The following is a 17336-nucleotide window of genomic DNA, read 5'->3' on the forward strand; positions in this document are numbered from 1 at the left end:
ATGCTATTTGGCAAGATCATTTAGTAGGCAAATTTAGTAAACTAAGTAAGAAATATTACATTAATAATAAAGCAAGAAAGGAAGAGTACAAATGAGTGATGATAATCACCGGAGACCTAAAAAAGGGTTTGCATTATGGTTAAGTCAATTATTTAATTCAGAGCCAAAAGATAAAGAAGAACTGATCGAAGTGATCCGCGAAGCCGAAGAAAACGAGCTTATCGATCCAGACACGCTTGATATGATTGAAGGCGTTATGGATATTGCCGAGCAACGCATTCGTGATATTATGATCCCCCGCTCTCAAATTGTTACCATTAAAGACAATTACTCTCTTGATCAGTGTTTAGATATTATTTCTGAACATGGACATTCCCGTTATCCTGTTATTAGTGAAGATAGAGATCATATTGAAGGGATTTTGTTAGCAAAAGATCTGTTGATTTTTATTCGCCAAGGTGTAGATAATTTTGATCTTAAAAAAATCCTTAGACCTACTGTTGTTGTGCCTGAAAGTAAGCGCGTCGATCATATGTTAAAAGAGTTTCGCATGCAGCGTTATCATATGGCGATGGCTATTGATGAATTTGGCGGTGTGTCAGGACTTGTAACTATCGAAGATATTTTAGAACTGATAGTAGGCGATATTGAAGATGAATATGACGAGGTTGAAGATCGCGATATTCGTCGCTTAACGCCTTCTGTTTATACTGTGCGAGCACTTACACTAGTTGAAGATTTTAATGAAATTTTTGCCACTGATTTTAGTGATGATGAAATGGACACTATTGGTGGGCTAGTGATGCAACATTTTGGTCGGTTACCTTTACGCGGTGAAAGCATTACCATTAATGGTTATCAATTTAAAGTGACCATTGCAGACCGGAGGCGAATCATCCAGCTACATGTGACGATTCCTGATGGAGCTGCTGTGCCTAATTTAGAATTACCTGACAATGCTTAAACAGATATTATTAAGCCTAATTTTTGGTGGTATAGCGGTTTTTAGTTATGCCCCATTTCATATTTGGCCTTTAGCCTTTGTGTCGTTTACGGGGCTATTATGGCTTATTGCCGATAAATCAAAAAAACAGGCCATGTTGCTTGGATTAGTTTGGGGTATTGGCTATTTTACGGCAGGGATACACTGGGTTTATATTAGTATTAAACAGTATGGCGAGTTACCTGCTTTGGTTGCCATTATCATTTTAGGTCTTTTAATTCTGTATTTGTCACTCTACCCGATGCTATTTGCTTTCCTGCTCAGAGTGACAAATCGTTTTGTAGGGCAATTTTCATTTAAGCAGCTTGTGCTTATAGCCCCAGCGCTTTGGCAAGTAACCGAATTTTTACGTGGTTATATCTTAACAGGATTTGCTTGGTTGCAACTGGGCTATAGCCAGCTTGATAGTCCTATGCGAGCCTATTTCCCTATATTTGGGATAGATGGTGTTAATTTACTGCTAACTATTTTGTGTGGATTATTTGTATATTGTATAAAAACAATAAAAAACAAAAAGCCCAAAAGGCACGCAGCTGGTGCAATTATTGCACTGTTTACGATCTTTTTTGCACCAATTGCATTAAACAATATTAATTGGATCACGGTAGATAATACACGCCCGGCTAATTTTGCGTTAATTCAAGGAAATATTCCTCAATCAATTCGTTGGACAAAAGAGCAACTCAATAACACATTACAAACCTATGCAAAACTGACTCAAAATAATTTTAATAAAGATAAAATTATCATTTGGTCAGAGGCAAGTATCACCGATTACGAAATAAATCAGCAATCTTTTTTACAATATTTAGATAACCAAGCCAGAGCCCATGATACTGAAATCGCTGTAGGTATTGTTGATTATCGCTTTAGTAAAGATGGGTATCAATATAATGGAAACATATATAATACCTTATTAGTATTAGGTGAAAAAGATCCTTACCAATATCCAACAACAAATCGTTATCAAAAACACCATTTAGTGCCTTTTGGAGAATTTACACCGCTAGAGTCAATACTTGAGCCAATTGCTGAATTGCTCAATATTCCCATGTCATCAATGAAATCTGGGGAAGCAAAACAGCCCCAAATAGAAATAAAAGGCTTTAAATTTACGCCAGCTATTTGTTATGAAATAATTTTATCGAATTTAATATGGCAAAACTTTGCTCCAGATACCGATTTTTTACTTACTGTTTCAAACGATGCTTGGTTTGGTGATAGCATTGGCCCTAAGCAACATTTACAAATGGCGCAAGCTAGAGCACTTGAGTTTGGCAGACCTTTGATCCGTAGTACTAATACAGGCATCACCGCAATCATCGATCCACATGGCAATATTGTCAAACAAATACCACAATTTAAAACAGGGGTTTTATCGGCAACTGTGTCACCGACAACAGGCTTAACACCTTATGCAAAATGGGGGATTTTGCCTTATTTTGCTATGATAATATTAATGTTTATCTCACTTTTTATAAAAAAACATTCATAATTTACGATACTGGCATAATTATTGCTTAAATATCATTGGATTTACATAATTCTCGATGCAATGAATTATTGTAATAATACGCTAATTATTGGTTACACCTAGCTCCAACGATAGATAAATAAACAGTAAAAAGTACTTTTATGGTAAAAAATAAGTTATAATATACGCCCTTTGTAAAAATATTAAAATTATTTAATATGATACAAAATAAACAGTAGGAGATGAGTATGAACAGAAAGACAAAATTAACCAAACTAGTGTTATCATTTGCAATGCTAGGTCTCGTAAGTGGTATCGCATTTGCCGATGAACTAACTGGCACACTAGCTAAAATAAAAGAAAATGGTGTGATTGTCGTAGGACATAGAGAATCATCGGTTCCGTTCTCATATTATGGCAATAATCAAAAAGTCGTTGGTTATTCTCAAGATTACTCAGATCTTATTATTGATGCAGTAAGAAAAGAGTTAAATTTGCCTAATCTGCAAATTAAATATTTACCGCTTACTTCTCAAAACCGTATCCCACTGTTACAAAATGGTTCTTACGATTTTGAATGTGGTTCAACCACCAATAATCTATCACGTCAACAACAAGTCGATTTTTCAAATACTATCTTCATTGCTGGCACTCGCTTTTTAGTAAAAACCAATAGCAAAATCACTGATATTGAAGACCTAAAAGGCAAAAGTGTTGTAGTAACTTCAGGCACGACTTCAGAAGTTATGCTCAATAAAATTAATACCGAAAAAGGATTAAATATTCGTATTATTGCAACCAAAGATCATGGTGATGCATTCCGCACACTAGAAAGTGGACGAGCAGCAGCATTTCTTATCGATGATGCACTGTTAGCGGGCGAACGCTCAAAAGCGAAAAAGCCAGAACAATGGGAAATTGTTGGTAAACCATTATCTTATGAAGCTTATGGCTGCATGTTACGTAAACAAGATCCGCAATTTAAAGCTTTAGTCGATAAAACGATTGCTGAAGCACAAACATCTGGTGTAGCTGAAAAATCATATAACCGCTGGTTTAAAGAATCTATTCCACCAAAAGGGTTAAATATGAACTTTGATATGTCACCTGAGATGAAAGAACTTTTCGCTCATCCTAATGATAAATCACTAGATTAATACACTAATATTTTGCCAAAAGGACGTAGGTAACTGCGTCATCATCTTATTAATTACTATTTACGATTTTTTTACATGTTGGAGTATTTATGACAACAAGTTGGAATTGGGGGATTTTTCTACAACCAGCGCCATTTGGAGATACTACCTATCTGGGCTGGTTATGGTTAGGTTTCCAAATGACCATTTTGCTAGTTATTACATCAGGAACTGTTGCCTTTTTGATTGGTTCATTATTTGGTGTACTGAGAACATTGCCTAACCGTTTTTTATCTGGCTTAGGTACAAGCTATGTTGAAATTTTTAGAAATATCCCGCTAATTATTCATTTATTCTTTTGGGTTGAAGTAGTTCCAGCTCTGGTACCTGAATCTATTCGTGATTGGTTGTATAATGATCTTGACCCTATGGTATTTACCTTGTTAATGTCAACCATAGGATTAGGATTATTTACCGGTGCACGTATTTGTGAGCAAGTGAGAGCGGCCATTCAGTCAATTCCTGCTGGCCAAAGAAGTGCTGGCATTGCATTAGGATTAACCTTAAAACAAACCTATTTATATATTTTATTGCCTAATGCTTATCGACGCGTGTTACCGCCATTAACATCTGAAATATTAAACATGGTTAAAAACTCAGCTGTTGCATCAACCGTTGGGTATATTGAATTAACCAAACAAGCAAACCAATTGCTTGAACACGCAGGGCAACCTTATGAATCATTCATAGCCATTACATTTGGGTATGTACTTATCAATGTCGTTATCATGTTTACTATGCAATATATTGAGAAAAGAGTAAGACTTCCTGGCGTATTAGGAGGTAAATCATGATGGATTTAGAATGGGGACAAATCCTACCTAATTTACCTTATATTATGAGTGGAATGTTATTAACTTTAGAGATAACCATTACCGCAGTGATTTTTGGTATTGTTTGGGGCACACTACTTGCCATTATGCGACTTTCATCGATTAAGGTGCTACATTGGTTTGCTTTATGCTATGTAAATATATTCCGCTCCATTCCATTAATGATGGTTTTGCTCTGGTTTTATTTACTAGTGCCTCAACTATTAGAAAAGATTTTAAATCTTCCTCCTACAACAGATATACGTTTTGTGTCGGCATTAATCGCTTTTGCTTTATTTGAAGCAGCCTATTATTCGGAAATTATTCGAGCAGGCATTCAAAGTGTATCTAAAGGTCAAATCAGTGCAGCACTAGCACTCGGTATGACTAAAGGTCAGGCATTAAGAATGGTTGTTTTACCACAAGCATTCAGGATTATGACACCATTATTGTTGACGCAAGGTATTATCTTATTCCAAGATACAACGCTTATTTATACCTTAAATTTAGCTGATTTCTTCTATCGTGCGGTCAATATTGTGGGCAATAGAGATGGTTTAATCGTTGAGATGGTATTATTTACTGGAGCAGTTTATTTTGTTATTTGCTTCACCGTTTCACGTCTAGTTAATTATTTTAAGAAAAGGATTACTCGATGATCTCCTTAGAAAATATATCAAAATGGTATGGACAATTTCAAGTATTAAAAAACTGCACTACTCGCGTCGGTAAAGGCGAAGTTGTAGTCGTTTGTGGTCCTTCAGGTTCAGGTAAATCAACCTTGATAAAAACAGTTAATGCCTTAGAGCCTATTCAAGAGGGAAAAATTATTATTGATGGAACTGAAATAACCAGTAAATCAACTAATTTAGCTAAATTACGTTCTAAAGTGGGTATGGTTTTTCAACATTTTGAACTATTCCCTCATTTAACCATTTTAAAAAATCTAACGCTTGCCCAAATAAAAGTGTTAGGCCGAGCCGATGAAGAAGCCCGCGAAAAAGCACTTAACCTGTTAGAGCGTGTTGGTTTACTTGCTCATGCAGATAAATATCCTGCACAGCTTTCAGGCGGTCAACAGCAACGTGTGGCCATTGCTCGTGCTTTATGTATGGATCCGATTGTTATGTTGTTTGACGAACCAACCTCAGCGCTTGATCCTGAAATGGTAAATGAAGTATTAGATGTTATGGTTGAGCTCGCTTATGAAGGCATGACCATGATGGTTGTTACTCACGAAATGGGCTTTGCACGTAAAGTTGCACATCGTGTTATCTTTATGGATGCAGGTGAAATTATTGAAGATACATCAAAAGAGCAGTTCTTTACTAATCCACAATCAGATCGTGCTAAAGACTTTTTAGCTAAGATTATCCATTAAGTTAATTATTACAGGGCTTATCGCCCTGTTTTATTATGCTTTCTCGACTTATCTATTTTATAACAAATAAGCTGTGCTAGCGCATTTAAAAAATAAACTTAATCATTATTCTGTAATAAACTAACTAAACCACTATGCCTTTGTGTTTGTGATTTAATTGCTTGCAATAAGATTGCTTCAGTCGCATAAATTGAAACATTTTTTTTAGCGCGGGTAATTGCTGTATAAAGCAAAGAACGATTAAGCAATGGTGAATAATCGGTCGGTAACACAATATTCACATCATCGAATTCTGAACCTTGCGATTTATGGATTGTCATAGCGTAAGCCGTTTCATGCTCAGGTAATCGAAATGGCGAAAATCCTTTAATAGAACCATCAGAAAAAGGGAAATACACTCGTAATTTTGATCTATTATTTTCAGCCATTAATGTAATGCCAATATCACCATTATACAGCCCTAATGAAGTACTATTTCGTAAAATCATAATTGGACGACCAACATACCATGCTTCTTTATTTTTCAAATTAATCAATTTATTTTTAGCTAATAGTAACTCAATTTGCTTGTTTAATCCCTCTACACCAAAATGTCCTTCTCTTACTGCACAAAGTAAGCGATATTCGGCAAATTTAGCTAAAACTGATGCAATATCATTAGTTCCATATTGCTTAATAATATTTAAATAATGTTTATAGTGATTAATACTATCATGTAAAACATCTTCATAAACTTGGTGGGATGAAAGTACATGATATTGGATATCACTTAATGACTCATCTATTAATAATTTTTTAACGACAGCTGATCGTCCCTCTTTGACTGCATTAGCCAACAAACCGATACCAGAGGATTCGTTAAAACGATAGCTTTTTTGTAATAAACAAATACTGTCAGTGATTGTTGCTGTTTGCTCGCAAGCAGGCACAACATAGCCAGTTAATTGGCTTAGCTCTTTTGCTCGTGGTTTACTATAGCCATTTATAATAAAGGTACAAAGATCACCAAATACAGCACCGGCTTCAACTGATGAGAGCTGATCTTTATCACCTAACAAAATCAAACGTGCAGAAGTGGGTAAAGCTTCAATAACTCTTGCCATCATATTTAAATCAACCATTGATGCTTCATCGATGACTAATACGTCGACATGCAATGGATTATTCTTATCATGCTTGAAAGAACGATTATCTACTTTTGCACCTAATAAACGATGTAAAGTGATCGCTTCTGCTTTTATATTTAGTGATACAAAAGAGAGTTGCTCGATTGTTCGACTCAATGATTCAGTTAATCTTGATGCCGCTTTCCCCGTCGGGGCTGCCGTAATAATTCGAGTATTAGGATTGGTTAACAAAATTCCGGCTAAAATTTTAGCCACAGTCGTTGTTTTACCCGTACCAGGTCCACCCGAAATAATCGCGACTTTACGCGTTAATGCCGCAGCAACGGCCACTTTCTGCCAATCAATTTCAGTATGATTATAGGTAAAAAGCTGATTAAGTATACTGCATAAATCAGCATCGCAATTTGACTCCTCATTAAAAATTGTGTGATTGAAATATTGAGCAACATTTTTTTCATCCAACCACATTCTTTGAAAATAGAGTTTGTTTTCAATAAGGATAAGCGGTGATAAATTTATTCCATCACTCACAACTTGACTATTTTGTGCTTGTTCAAGTGTTTTTTTCCAATCTTGCTCGTTTGGCGAGCATAAATCTAACCAAAGTTGAGGCTCAATCGCGGCTTGGTTTAAGTAACTAAGATCCAAGCAAACGTGACCAGATCTTACCTCTTTACTTAGCGATATTACCAAAAAACTGAATCGTTTAATCGTAACATCATCATTTAACTTTGCTTTATTAGTTAAAAATGCAGCCAAATGAATATCCAGCAAACTAATTTGACTGTCTTGTTTAAATTGGTTTAACCATTCGTTTAACATACTATATTTTCTGGGATTCACTCATTTATAATCCAATTATATCGTTAACTTTATCTTTTGGATAAGTCAGTTTAGATCTTAAACTAAGATTTTTATTTTCATTTGGATTTAACTTAAACTGCCACGTTAATTCGCCGGTTTCTTTATTATAGTTTGCACTATCATTTTAGCTTCATCAAGTACGACGGTCTTATTGATAATATTTGGTAGCTGCTCATAAACTCCAATATCAATAGATAGCGACTTGGCATTTTTACATCAATAGTATAGGCATATTTTTGTGAAATATCATTGCTAAATAACGAAGGTTTTGGTGCTTCATTAATATTACGATTACATGAAATAAAAATATTGTTATCTTTTCATATTTTCTTTTCAATCCAATTAAGATATTAATTATTAGAATATATTTAGCTTATAAGTAAGCTAGAAACAGCCACACTTTAAACCATTAAGGTTAAAAGAGTATTCACTATTTTCAGCTTAATTGCTATAAATTTTAATAAAGCTAGATGAAAATAAATTATTTAATGTTTAACATATTGAACATTTAATAAAAATAATTTATATTTTGTTTAAAATAAAAAACCTTAAATCAGGAGACTATCATGAATAGCTTCAGTTATCTAAAAAAAGCAATAAAACGGAAAAATATATCATTACAAACAGTTGCCGATGCTTGCCAAATGACTAAAGGTTACCTAAGTCAACTCATTAACGATAAAATTAAAAATCCTAGCGCACAAAAATTACAATCACTCCACCAATATTTACAAATCGAAGCATCCACCAAAAATAAGAAAGTAGGCGTCATTTTTGGAAAATTTTATCCTTTACATACTGGGCATATTTATCTTATTCAGCGCGCAATCAGCCAAGTTGATGAACTGTATGTAGTACTTTGTTCCGATACTATTCGCGATATGGCATTATTTGAACAAAGTGCGATGTCTCGCCAACCCACGATCAATGATAGAATTCGCTGGTTACTACAAACCTTTAAATACCAAAAAAATATCCACATTGAATTATTAGAAGAAGACGGCATTCCCACTTATCCAAATGGTTGGTATGAATGGAGTGAACGAGTTAAAAAACTGTTCCAAGAAAAAGGCATAAAGCCGGATTGCGTTTACTCAAGTGAACCACAGGACGTTACGATGTATAAAGATTTATTTGATTTAGACACCGTACTTATCGATCCAAAACGACAATTCATGCAAGTTAGTGGTACTCAAATTCGCCAAGCACCACTGAAAAACTGGCAGTACATCCCAACAGAAGTCAGACCATTTTTTGTCAGAACCGTCGCTATTTTAGGTGGTGAGTCCAGTGGTAAATCAACGTTAGTTAATAAACTAGCTAATGTATTTAATACTACCAGTGCTTGGGAATATGGTCGGGATTATGTATTTTCACACCTTGGTGGAGATGAACGCGCTTTGCAATATGCCGATTATGATAAAATAGCATTAGGTCATGCACAATATATTGATTTTGCGATAAAACATGCCAATAAAGTTTCATTTATTGATACAGATTTTATAACAACTCAAGCTTTTTGTAAAAAATATGAGGGCAAAGAACACCCATTTTTACAAGCTATGATCAACAATTATCGTTTTGATTTAGTTATTTTATTAGGCAACAATACACCTTGGGTTGCTGATGGTTTACGTCATTTAGGCAGTCCAAAACAGCGCAAAGATTTTCAACAATTATTAATAACGTTATTAGAAAAAAACAATATTAACTACATACAGATAGACTCACCAGATTACGAAGTGCGTTATTTACGCTGTATTGAATTAGTCAATCAACTTATCAACCATGAAGAGTAAAAATTATGAATAAATTAAGCGATATTGCCATTTCAATCGGACGCAGTAAATTCTATCCATTTTTTTGTATATTATGTGTCACGCTAGCATTCTTATATACTGATCCATTTACTCAATTTGACTTACGCTATACTGCTTCTTACATAGGTGCTTTTTGCGGTCTACTATGTGTCATTTTATTAGCAAAACGTAAAAATATGGGTAATATATTAGGTATGTTTGCCGTCGTTGCAGAATGTTGTGCTAATATTCTTGGTGGCAATATTGGTGCAGGACTACCGCCTATCTACTATTTTTGTTCACATATCTATGGTTTATTCACTTGGCAAAAGAACCTTGATAAGGATAAAAACGTTAAGGTCCGCTCCCTCAATGAAACCGCATTTTTAGGCACACTCATATTTCTTATTGCTGCTGCTTTTTTCAATGTTTATTTAACTAATGAAATTGGTGCAACCAATACAACTTATCAACTCATGACTAACTGTTTCATCTTTGGATTAGGTATTGTTGCTCAGTTATTATTAATGATGAGATATGCGTTTAATTGGTATTTATGGGTCATATTGAACATACTTGTGATTGGATTAAATATCTATACCAATAATATCGTTATCGCCACACAATACTTGATTTATCTATTTAATGCCATTTATGGCATTTGTGAATGGAAGCGCTCTGAACAAAAAGAATAGACATACCAGATTTGTCCAAAATTTCAGAAAAGACTCTGTTTCAGTATAAAAAATAGAAAATAAAATGCTTATTTTCTATTTTTTATTTGAAATGAATACAAACTACTCTATATCGCCTTTAACCAAAGGTACAAATATCACCTCGCCCATATTTTTTGCTACGAAGTGATTGCCATCACGCTCAATTAATTGCAGAACTTGTTTATTTTCACCGACTGGAATAACTAACCGCCCTTTATCCGCTAATTGTTCTAACAAGCTTTGTGGAACTTCGGATGCAGCAGCCGTAACAATAATGCCATTAAATGGCCCACGCTCCGGCCAGCCTAACCAGCCATCTCCATGACGCGTTGAAATGTTGTGAATATCAAGTTGCTTTAAACGGCGTTTAGTGTTCCATTGTAGGCTTTTAATGCGTTCTACCGAACAAACATGATCAACTAACTTAGCCAAAACAGCGGTTTGATACCCCGATCCTGTACCAATTTCGAGTACTTTAGAATTAGGCTCTAATTTTAATAGTTCTGTCATCTTTGCGACAATATAAGGTTGAGAAATGGTTTGACCACTACCAATTGGTAGAGATCGATTATCATAAGCTTGATGCGAAAGTGCTTCATCAACAAAATGCTCCCGAGGAATAGAAGCAATAGCATCTAAAACACGATCATCTTTTATTCCTTGCTGGCGCAGGAATTTAATTAAGGATTGCATTTTTAGATTTTGCATTGGGTTATTCATTTCCTATTATTAATTCACGAATCACACTTGTCGCATAACAACCAGATGATAAATAAAAATCAAGCTCAAGCGTACAACTATCCAGCCATAGCCAATTAAGCTTCTCTGCTCGTAACAATAACGATCTTCTTGCAGTCGCCACTCGTTCTTGTTTAAATAGAGCATTAAATTCAGACCAATTTTCTAAACACTTTTGCTCAAATTCTAGCGCTTTATATAATGTACCAAGCGGTGAATCTCCTAACAGTGGAGCTGTAATATTAAGTTCAGCGTTTTCTAGACGCTGCTGTAACACCGTTAATTCATCAGCTTGAGCAACAAACCAGCTACCACGTTGCGCTAATTGTAATATATCACCATCAAGCACCGTTTGATGCAAATTTTGTGCAATTCGTTGACTGATAATATCATTGAAAATCGCACTTCGTGCTGCTGAAAGATAAAAGCCACGTTTTTTACGATCTTTAACCGAAATTTCACCACTGGCCCATTTTATGGCTTGAGTAATATTATTTTCATCACGACCAAAACGCTGCTCGCCAAAATAATTAGGCACACCATGTCGTTTGATTAACGCTAATTTAGAATCAATTTCAGATTGAGCATTTAAATTTCTTAATCTAATTTTAAAATAATTACCCTTTAATGCACCTATTTTTAATTTCTTATTATGCCGAGTGACTGTTAATATTTTACACCCTGCCAAATCAAATGCCGAAAAGTCAGGCGTTTGCTGACCTGGCATATGTAAACTAAACCACTGTTCAGTGACAGCTTGGCGATCTTTCAGTCCAGCATAACTTACGAGCTTTGCTGGAATACCAACATATTTAGCTAACTGTTCAGCGACAAAAACAGTATTACAATCACGTTTTTGCAAAAAAACTAAAACATGTTCACCATCGCCAGTCAGTTCAAAACCGAGATCCTCTGTGACGACAAAATCTTCGTATTGTTGTTTATATTGCCCTGTGGTGGTTGGTTTTCCATATAAATAATTAAGTTGTGCTAACACTTGTATTGCCTATTTTTAAATTTAATCTACTTTAGATTTTTTGCTTAATAACACGACTGCTTGACAAGCAATACCTTCTTTGCGCCCAGTAAAGCCCAATTGCTCTGTCGTTGTTGCTTTGACACTAATTTGATCAAAATGAACATTTAGATCTTCAGCAATATTTACTCGCATTTGATCAACATGTGGTCGCATTTTTGGTTCTTGTGCAATGATAGTGGTATCCAAATTCACTAATTCATAGCCTTTTTGTTGAACAAGGATGTACACTTCTTTCAATAATATTCGACTATCAATACCTTTATATTTTGGATCCGTATCAGGAAATAGCTTACCAATATCCCCTAATGCTAATGCACCAATCAACGCATCGATTATTGCATGCAATACAACATCACCATCAGAATGCGCAATAAGCCCATATTGATAAGGAATTTTTACGCCAGCAAGGATTATCGGACCCTCGCCACCAAATTTATGAACATCAAACCCATGCCCTATTCTCATACTTTTACCTATTTAGACTCTGCTTAGTTAAATAAAAAGTTGCCAACGCTAAATCTTCAGGACGCGTTATTTTTATATTATCTCGGCGACATTCAATCAATAAAGGGTGCCCGCCACAATACTCAATGGCTGAAGCTTCATCCGTGATGGCAACACCATGATCTAAAGCTTGTTGCAAACATGATCTTAATTCGCCGGCATTAAACAGTTGAGGCGTTGCTGCCCCCCATAAATAAGTACGATCTTCAGAATAATCAACAACGGTATCATTATCTTGATACGCTCGTTTTATTGTATCACTCACACGGGTAGCTAATAACCCACCTTGTTTTTTATTTATTACCGTTGTGATTAACCGAGTAATATCATCATGATCAACACAAGGTCTTGCGGCATCATGAACTAAAGCCCATTGATCATCATTTAATAATTGCAACCCAGCTAACACCGAATCGGCTCGCGTTTTGCCACCTAAAGTGACATTAATCTTATCGTGTAAAGCGATCGAAAGCGTATTAAATATGTCATCTTCAGGACTAATAACAACAATAACTTTGGTTATTTGCTCATGAGTTAATAATTTATTTAACGTATGTTCTAAGATCGTCTTTGAATCGATTTTTAAATACTGTTTAGGAACTTGGCTATTCATACGGCTACCAATTCCGGCAGCTGGCACAATAGCGGTGATATGATTGGTGTTCACATTATGCATTATCGTTTTTTCGAATCTGAATCAATTATAATTCGATAAAAATATTCATTAGGTTTAACCATACCCAAATGGCTACGGGCGCGCTCCTCTATTGCTTCATAACCGCGTTGTAAATCGTTAATTTCAGCAAACATCTGTTCGTTACGAGCCTTTAGTTTTTCATTATCAGCACGCAAATTTACTAACATTTCGACATTATCTTGGTAATCGTACACATTATTTTTACCATACCATAAAGAATATTGCAGATACCCTAGTACAACCAATAGCAATAAAGGAAGCTTCCATCTTTTCATCAATTTAATCTCAACCTTTATCTAAATACATTTAACTGGTTTTGGTAATCCTGCAAGTTTAGTCGCTTGTTTAGCTGGACCATCGGGAAATAATTTATACAAATAACGACTGTTGCCCTTTTCTGCACCAAATTTTTTTTCCATCGCTTTAACTAACGCACGTATAGCTGGTGAAGTTTTATATTCTAAGTAAAAATCACGAACAAATAAAATTACTTCCCAATGCGCATCAGTTAATTCAATGGTCTCTTTGGCTGCCAATTCAGGAACCAAGTCAACACTCCAATCTTGCCAATTTTTTAAATAACCTTTATCATCGGTTTCTATCTGTTCTAACATTTTTCAAAGTACGCTATTTAATTTATGCTGTATTATACCCAATTAATCAAAATCCAACACTAATTTTGCAGGCGAATACCCCATCGTTTGCTTAATTTCCACAAAATTTGATGAAATTTAAAGCAAACGATAAAAAATCTTAAAATAGCTATTTACAAATAAGCAAGTCTCCTTTAATATTCACAGCCATTGCGGAAGTGTGGCTGAGCGGTTGAAAGCACCGGTCTTGAAAACCGGCGAGGGGCGACCCTCCCAGAGTTCGAATCTCTGCGCTTCCGCCATCTTTCCTAAATACCTCTTAAAAACCAACAAGATAAAATGAAGATGTTATTCAGCATGCCATTAGGTATACCATTTTGTATTAGATTATATTGTACAAATATCTTTACGCAGGTTACCATCAATATATTAAGTAATTTTTATATTATCATTCATTAGTGTGCTAATTCTGCTAAATTAGCAAAATTAGCTGTGTTTTATGTGATATAAAAATTTTCCTACAATTTGACATGCATCACGGTTGGCTCTCCAACAAATAAACATAACTTCACATCGAACTGAATAATATTAGGAAGAGTGTTTTTCGACAAAAAATAAGTTCTTCTTATTTTATCGAGTAAGAGATAAAAAGATTTTGATAAAAATCTGGTATCTATTCAATTTCACAGCCTTTGTTTTTTTTCTAGAATTAAAATATTTTTAACAAGACAATCTGCACTATTTTGATTAGTTGTCTAGCTACCATAAGAGTAAAGTGTAAAAAAGAGTTAGTGAGGAACAAAAAAAAGCAGTGCAATTGCACTACTTTTTTATTGATATCAGTATAGATAAACTCCTGTTAACAAACAATATGTCAAACCAATTCTTACTAATGCCGACCTTCCTATTTCAACTCCTACTGATACTGCTAAAACGATCATTTTTTCACTGTGAGAAATATTGAAACGCAGCGGAATTGCCAGCTGTTCAGGCAAAATATAGGGCTTCTTATAATCATTAGTTATGAATTCTATATTTTCGGCAGGAATACCTTGTAGATATCTGCTCAGAACATCACGCACTAACATTCGGGTTACCAAATATTGGTGTTTATACTTGTCAAAGTATAATTTTTGCCACTGCTCCAATTCCTGATGATTCAAAAATTGGACGTAGTTGGTCAAAGCAAAATCGGGATTTATTTCCTCATCATAGGTAAACCAGATGTGTATTTCATTTTCTGCTATCTTCATAAAGTTTTCTACTTATTCTTTGGTTTCGTAAATACGGTTTAATTTGAAACTCCATTGACAGAACTAATCCAAGCTCATCTTTCAGGCAGCTTATTGAACTTTGATATCAAACGAGGGTTATCTGTACAGCAGGAAAGTTGTGCCTAAAACAGGGAAATGGCAATAAATAGTAACTTATCTAGAGGTATTTAGATCTAAATATAAGCCCAAATGCCTCAAAAAAGCGCGGTTAAAAATTTAGTTTGAGTGAAGCTTTACTGTACAAAGGTCTCAATAAAAATCAAAGTAGTTTATACATATGGTAATTTATCAGTACCTGATTTTCTCTGGATATTTTGTTAGCCCGCTTTATTTTAAAACCCCATTTTTTGAAAATTGGCATGGCCACTTTTGAAGCATCTACACTTAATTGTGTAAGCTTTTTCTGGTGGGCCAAGTCAAGCACATGGTCATAGAGTTTTCTAGCTATGCCACGCTTTTGAAAGTCAGGATGCACGTACAGACAGTCTATGTAACCATCATCTCCAAGTTCAACAAACCCCGCAAGGCTTGAGCCAAAGATAGCCATCCAAGGCTGAGTGTTATTTAAACGTTCTAACCACTTCTGATAATCTGGTGGTGTTGAGCACCATGCTTCTTGCTGTGCTTTGCTGTAAATATCGGTATCAATAGCATGAATAGACGAATGAAACAAATCGCATATTTCAGATGCATAGAGTGAAGAGTATGGTTTTACTTCGATTTTAGATGCAGCATTACCCAATTTGTTTCCTATTTTCATTATGATTTGCTCTAGCAAGACTTTGCACTTCAATATCGCCAACATTGACAAGGCTGGCTTCCGTACTAATAGCTTCGTGAGTATCCACATCAATAGCTAAGTCTGCTTTGCGCCATGTTCTGCTTTCTTACTTTACATTTACCAAAGACTTTAAGGTCTGTCGAGTCAATAACGAAATATCGAATAGCCCTCTCGTTTTATTGCTATATTTGGTGTAAATTGTCTTTGAACTTTTACCTATATTTGTGTAACATCCATTGGCTTGAAAGTCAACTCAAAAAAACCTTGCAGTGCAGGTAACGGCATAGAGAAAGTCCCCTCCATCATCAAGGCAGTTTCAATCGCGGTATTAGAGTACTGGAAGCCTCCACCACGCATACCATGATGAGTTTTGCATTGCCACACATCTATAGCTAAATCATTTACCCAAAACATAGCTATACTATGCTAACACAAACCATTATTGCACTACACCCAGTTAGTCGATCCTGAAAAATTCTCAACCCTATGATTAACAATGGTTTATAATGACCCGCAAACATGGCAGACCCGCTTTTTTGCCCTCCAGAGCCCAAAACGTTGCAGAATCGTTGATTTATGAAAACGAAGAAAAAGCTTTCAGCCCCCGATTTGAGGATATCGTCAGCTCGACCCATCGGTTGGTACGTTTGGCGAAGGTAATCGATTGGGATCGTGAACTGGATCATCACTTTGCTACGGTAGGTGCGGCTGCGTTACCGACTCGCCTGATGACAGGTCTGATGTATCTGCAACACATGAATAAACTGCCATATCATCCGACCAATCTGATTAAATGGCGTCAGCGATTGGGGCGATGTTGTGCCAAACGCCATTGCTGTGCTTCTGTTCGAATACTTTTAGGGCGCAATGTTTTATATTCTATCGGCGGTTCCCCCCCTTTTTATTGATGCGATAGTCGCACTCCAACCATTATCCACAACAGCTTTAAGAGGAATTGCTAATTCATCTAAATAAAACCCTGTATTACGATCTATCTCAGCAATATGATGAATAGAAGTAACAACAAATAATATATTTTTCATCGAAGTGTTCCTTGTTTTAAAGTTAATGAATTTATTAATTTTATTAAGTGTTTTTTTTATTTCTTATTTTTAATTGATCTCATGAAAATATTATTAAGAATTAGTGCAATAATAGTGATTATCGCTCCTATAATTTCGGTATATGAAATGGAATGGCCTTGATAGATGCCAATAATAAAAGAAATGACAGGTACTAAATTTACAAAAAGAATACCATTGATAGCACCAAGACCATTGATACCAGCATTCCAAGTAATGATTACTAATGTTGTGATAACAAGCACAAAAATATCAA

The 17336-nt window shown here is 35.3% G+C and carries 19 protein-coding genes, 1 tRNA gene and 2 pseudogenes; 10 read left to right on the top strand and 12 right to left on the bottom strand.

The features are described 5' to 3' along the window. Nucleotides 1-91 precede the first annotated feature (91 nt). From corC to BQ5209_RS01390, 6 genes are all read left to right on the top strand, one after another. Nucleotides 92-964, top strand: coding sequence for a CNNM family magnesium/cobalt transport protein CorC (gene corC, locus BQ5209_RS01365; protein ID WP_085246779.1), 873 nt, complete (start codon nt 92-94; stop codon nt 962-964). Further along, entirely contained in the window at nt 957-2498 is a 1542-nt protein-coding gene (lnt, locus tag BQ5209_RS01370) for an apolipoprotein N-acyltransferase (RefSeq protein WP_085246780.1), read from the top strand. Before corC ends, lnt begins: the two co-directional genes overlap by 8 nt. A 227-nt stretch (nt 2499-2725) precedes the next feature. Further along, nucleotides 2726-3634: a glutamate/aspartate ABC transporter substrate-binding protein gene (locus BQ5209_RS01375; protein WP_085246781.1), complete on the top strand. Its 909-nt coding sequence runs from the start codon at nt 2726-2728 to the stop codon at nt 3632-3634. Between the two features lie 89 nt (nt 3635-3723). Beyond that, nucleotides 3724-4467, top strand: a complete 744-nt coding sequence (locus BQ5209_RS01380) for an amino acid ABC transporter permease (protein WP_085246782.1) — start codon at nt 3724-3726, stop codon at nt 4465-4467. Then, nucleotides 4464-5144: a glutamate/aspartate ABC transporter permease GltK gene (gene gltK, locus BQ5209_RS01385; RefSeq protein ID WP_085246783.1), complete on the top strand. Its 681-nt coding sequence runs from the start codon at nt 4464-4466 to the stop codon at nt 5142-5144. The genes BQ5209_RS01380 and gltK overlap by 4 nt, the downstream gene beginning before the upstream one ends. Continuing rightward, entirely contained in the window at nt 5141-5866 is a 726-nt protein-coding gene (locus BQ5209_RS01390; RefSeq protein ID WP_085246784.1) for an amino acid ABC transporter ATP-binding protein, read from the top strand. The genes gltK and BQ5209_RS01390 overlap by 4 nt, the downstream gene beginning before the upstream one ends. Before the next feature lie 98 nt (nt 5867-5964). On the opposite strand, the gene recD is transcribed toward BQ5209_RS01390, so the two are convergent. Continuing rightward, nucleotides 5965-7815: an exodeoxyribonuclease V subunit alpha gene (gene recD, locus BQ5209_RS01395; protein ID WP_085246785.1), complete on the bottom strand. Its 1851-nt coding sequence runs from the start codon at nt 7813-7815 to the stop codon at nt 5965-5967. A gap of 608 nt (nt 7816-8423) precedes the next feature. Here recD and nadR point away from each other — a divergent pair. After that, complete coding sequence (gene nadR, locus BQ5209_RS01400) at nt 8424-9656, top strand: multifunctional transcriptional regulator/nicotinamide-nucleotide adenylyltransferase/ribosylnicotinamide kinase NadR (RefSeq protein WP_085246786.1); 1233 nt, start codon at nt 8424-8426, stop codon at nt 9654-9656. A 5-nt stretch (nt 9657-9661) separates the two neighbouring features. After that, nucleotides 9662-10351 carry a nicotinamide riboside transporter PnuC gene (gene pnuC / locus BQ5209_RS01405; RefSeq protein ID WP_085246787.1) on the top strand — a complete coding sequence of 230 codons (690 nt, stop codon included), beginning with the start codon at nt 9662-9664 and terminating at the stop codon, nt 10349-10351. 102 nt (nt 10352-10453) lie between these two features. Here the strand turns inward: pnuC and BQ5209_RS01410 are convergent, their stop codons facing one another. The 6 genes from BQ5209_RS01410 to BQ5209_RS01435 are packed head-to-tail and all read right to left on the bottom strand — an operon-like array spanning nt 10454 to nt 13964. Beyond that, nucleotides 10454-11080 (bottom strand): protein-L-isoaspartate(D-aspartate) O-methyltransferase, encoded by a 627-nt coding sequence (locus BQ5209_RS01410; RefSeq protein ID WP_085246808.1) that lies wholly within the window; start codon nt 11078-11080, stop codon nt 10454-10456. A gap of 4 nt (nt 11081-11084) precedes the next feature. After that, nucleotides 11085-12107, bottom strand: a complete 1023-nt coding sequence (gene truD / locus BQ5209_RS01415; RefSeq protein ID WP_085246788.1) for a tRNA pseudouridine(13) synthase TruD — start codon at nt 12105-12107, stop codon at nt 11085-11087. Nucleotides 12108-12128: 21 nt separating this feature from the next. After that, a complete protein-coding gene (gene ispF / locus BQ5209_RS01420) occupies nt 12129-12614 on the bottom strand; it encodes a 2-C-methyl-D-erythritol 2,4-cyclodiphosphate synthase (protein WP_085246789.1) in 486 nt (161 codons plus the stop codon). A 4-nt stretch (nt 12615-12618) separates the two neighbouring features. Further along, nucleotides 12619-13329 carry a 2-C-methyl-D-erythritol 4-phosphate cytidylyltransferase gene (gene ispD, locus BQ5209_RS01425; RefSeq protein WP_085246790.1) on the bottom strand — a complete coding sequence of 237 codons (711 nt, stop codon included), beginning with the start codon at nt 13327-13329 and terminating at the stop codon, nt 12619-12621. Next, entirely contained in the window at nt 13329-13625 is a 297-nt protein-coding gene (ftsB, locus tag BQ5209_RS01430; RefSeq protein WP_085246791.1) for a cell division protein FtsB, read from the bottom strand. The genes ispD and ftsB overlap by 1 nt, the downstream gene beginning before the upstream one ends. Nucleotides 13626-13646: 21 nt before the next feature. Beyond that, nucleotides 13647-13964, bottom strand: a complete 318-nt coding sequence (locus BQ5209_RS01435) for a TusE/DsrC/DsvC family sulfur relay protein (RefSeq protein WP_085246792.1) — start codon at nt 13962-13964, stop codon at nt 13647-13649. 193 nt (nt 13965-14157) lie between these two features. Between BQ5209_RS01435 and BQ5209_RS01440 the strand changes: the two genes are divergently transcribed. Then, nucleotides 14158-14245, top strand: a tRNA-Ser gene (locus BQ5209_RS01440). Between the two features lie 537 nt (nt 14246-14782). Here the strand turns inward: BQ5209_RS01440 and BQ5209_RS01445 are convergent. The 3 genes and pseudogenes from BQ5209_RS01445 to BQ5209_RS10865 form a co-directional block, all read right to left on the bottom strand. Further along, nucleotides 14783-15196 (bottom strand): 4'-phosphopantetheinyl transferase family protein, encoded by a 414-nt coding sequence (locus BQ5209_RS01445; protein ID WP_085246793.1) that lies wholly within the window; start codon nt 15194-15196, stop codon nt 14783-14785. A gap of 280 nt (nt 15197-15476) precedes the next feature. After that, nucleotides 15477-15977 (bottom strand): GNAT family N-acetyltransferase, encoded by a 501-nt coding sequence (locus tag BQ5209_RS01450; protein ID WP_180214384.1) that lies wholly within the window; start codon nt 15975-15977, stop codon nt 15477-15479. A 25-nt stretch (nt 15978-16002) separates the two neighbouring features. Then, nucleotides 16003-16409 (bottom strand): annotated as a pseudogene (locus BQ5209_RS10865) (transposase); the annotation flags it as partial. Nucleotides 16410-16504: 95 nt separating this feature from the next. Between BQ5209_RS10865 and BQ5209_RS11105 the strand changes: the two are divergent. Then, entirely contained in the window at nt 16505-16906 is a 402-nt protein-coding gene (locus BQ5209_RS11105; RefSeq protein ID WP_503100463.1) for a transposase, read from the top strand. On the opposite strand, the gene BQ5209_RS10685 is transcribed toward BQ5209_RS11105, so the two are convergent. Together BQ5209_RS10685 and BQ5209_RS10765 are read right to left on the bottom strand one after the other, a co-directional pair. After that, complete coding sequence (locus BQ5209_RS10685; protein ID WP_167370293.1) at nt 16871-17041, bottom strand: type 1 glutamine amidotransferase family protein; 171 nt, start codon at nt 17039-17041, stop codon at nt 16871-16873. The genes BQ5209_RS11105 and BQ5209_RS10685 overlap by 36 nt on opposite strands. A gap of 56 nt (nt 17042-17097) precedes the next feature. After that, a pseudogene (locus BQ5209_RS10765) lies at nt 17098-17336 on the bottom strand (DMT family transporter); the annotation flags it as partial.

It is taken from the genome of Gilliamella mensalis (assembly GCF_900103085.1).
In the GTDB taxonomy this organism is placed as follows: Bacteria; Pseudomonadota; Gammaproteobacteria; order Enterobacterales; family Orbaceae; genus Gilliamella; species Gilliamella mensalis.

Coding starts and splice junctions, on each gene's coding strand:
- corC (WP_085246779.1), top strand. CDS start 92: ATGAGTGATGATAATCACCGGAGACCTAAAAAAGGGTTTGCATTATGG.
- lnt (WP_085246780.1), top strand. CDS start 957: ATGCTTAAACAGATATTATTAAGCCTAATTTTTGGTGGTATAGCGGTT.
- BQ5209_RS01375 (WP_085246781.1), top strand. CDS start 2,726: ATGAACAGAAAGACAAAATTAACCAAACTAGTGTTATCATTTGCAATG.
- BQ5209_RS01380 (WP_085246782.1), top strand. CDS start 3,724: ATGACAACAAGTTGGAATTGGGGGATTTTTCTACAACCAGCGCCATTT.
- gltK (WP_085246783.1), top strand. CDS start 4,464: ATGATGGATTTAGAATGGGGACAAATCCTACCTAATTTACCTTATATT.
- BQ5209_RS01390 (WP_085246784.1), top strand. CDS start 5,141: ATGATCTCCTTAGAAAATATATCAAAATGGTATGGACAATTTCAAGTA.
- recD (WP_085246785.1), bottom strand. CDS start 7,815: ATGTTAAACGAATGGTTAAACCAATTTAAACAAGACAGTCAAATTAGT.
- nadR (WP_085246786.1), top strand. CDS start 8,424: ATGAATAGCTTCAGTTATCTAAAAAAAGCAATAAAACGGAAAAATATA.
- pnuC (WP_085246787.1), top strand. CDS start 9,662: ATGAATAAATTAAGCGATATTGCCATTTCAATCGGACGCAGTAAATTC.
- BQ5209_RS01410 (WP_085246808.1), bottom strand. CDS start 11,080: ATGCAAAATCTAAAAATGCAATCCTTAATTAAATTCCTGCGCCAGCAA.
- ispF (WP_085246789.1), bottom strand. CDS start 12,614: ATGAGAATAGGGCATGGGTTTGATGTTCATAAATTTGGTGGCGAGGGT.
- ispD (WP_085246790.1), bottom strand. CDS start 13,329: ATGCATAATGTGAACACCAATCATATCACCGCTATTGTGCCAGCTGCC.
- ftsB (WP_085246791.1), bottom strand. CDS start 13,625: ATGAAAAGATGGAAGCTTCCTTTATTGCTATTGGTTGTACTAGGGTAT.
- BQ5209_RS01435 (WP_085246792.1), bottom strand. CDS start 13,964: ATGTTAGAACAGATAGAAACCGATGATAAAGGTTATTTAAAAAATTGG.
- BQ5209_RS01445 (WP_085246793.1), bottom strand. CDS start 15,196: ATGAAGATAGCAGAAAATGAAATACACATCTGGTTTACCTATGATGAG.
- BQ5209_RS01450 (WP_180214384.1), bottom strand. CDS start 15,977: ATGAAAATAGGAAACAAATTGGGTAATGCTGCATCTAAAATCGAAGTA.
- BQ5209_RS11105 (WP_503100463.1), top strand. CDS start 16,505: ATGACCCGCAAACATGGCAGACCCGCTTTTTTGCCCTCCAGAGCCCAA.
- BQ5209_RS10685 (WP_167370293.1), bottom strand. CDS start 17,041: ATGAAAAATATATTATTTGTTGTTACTTCTATTCATCATATTGCTGAG.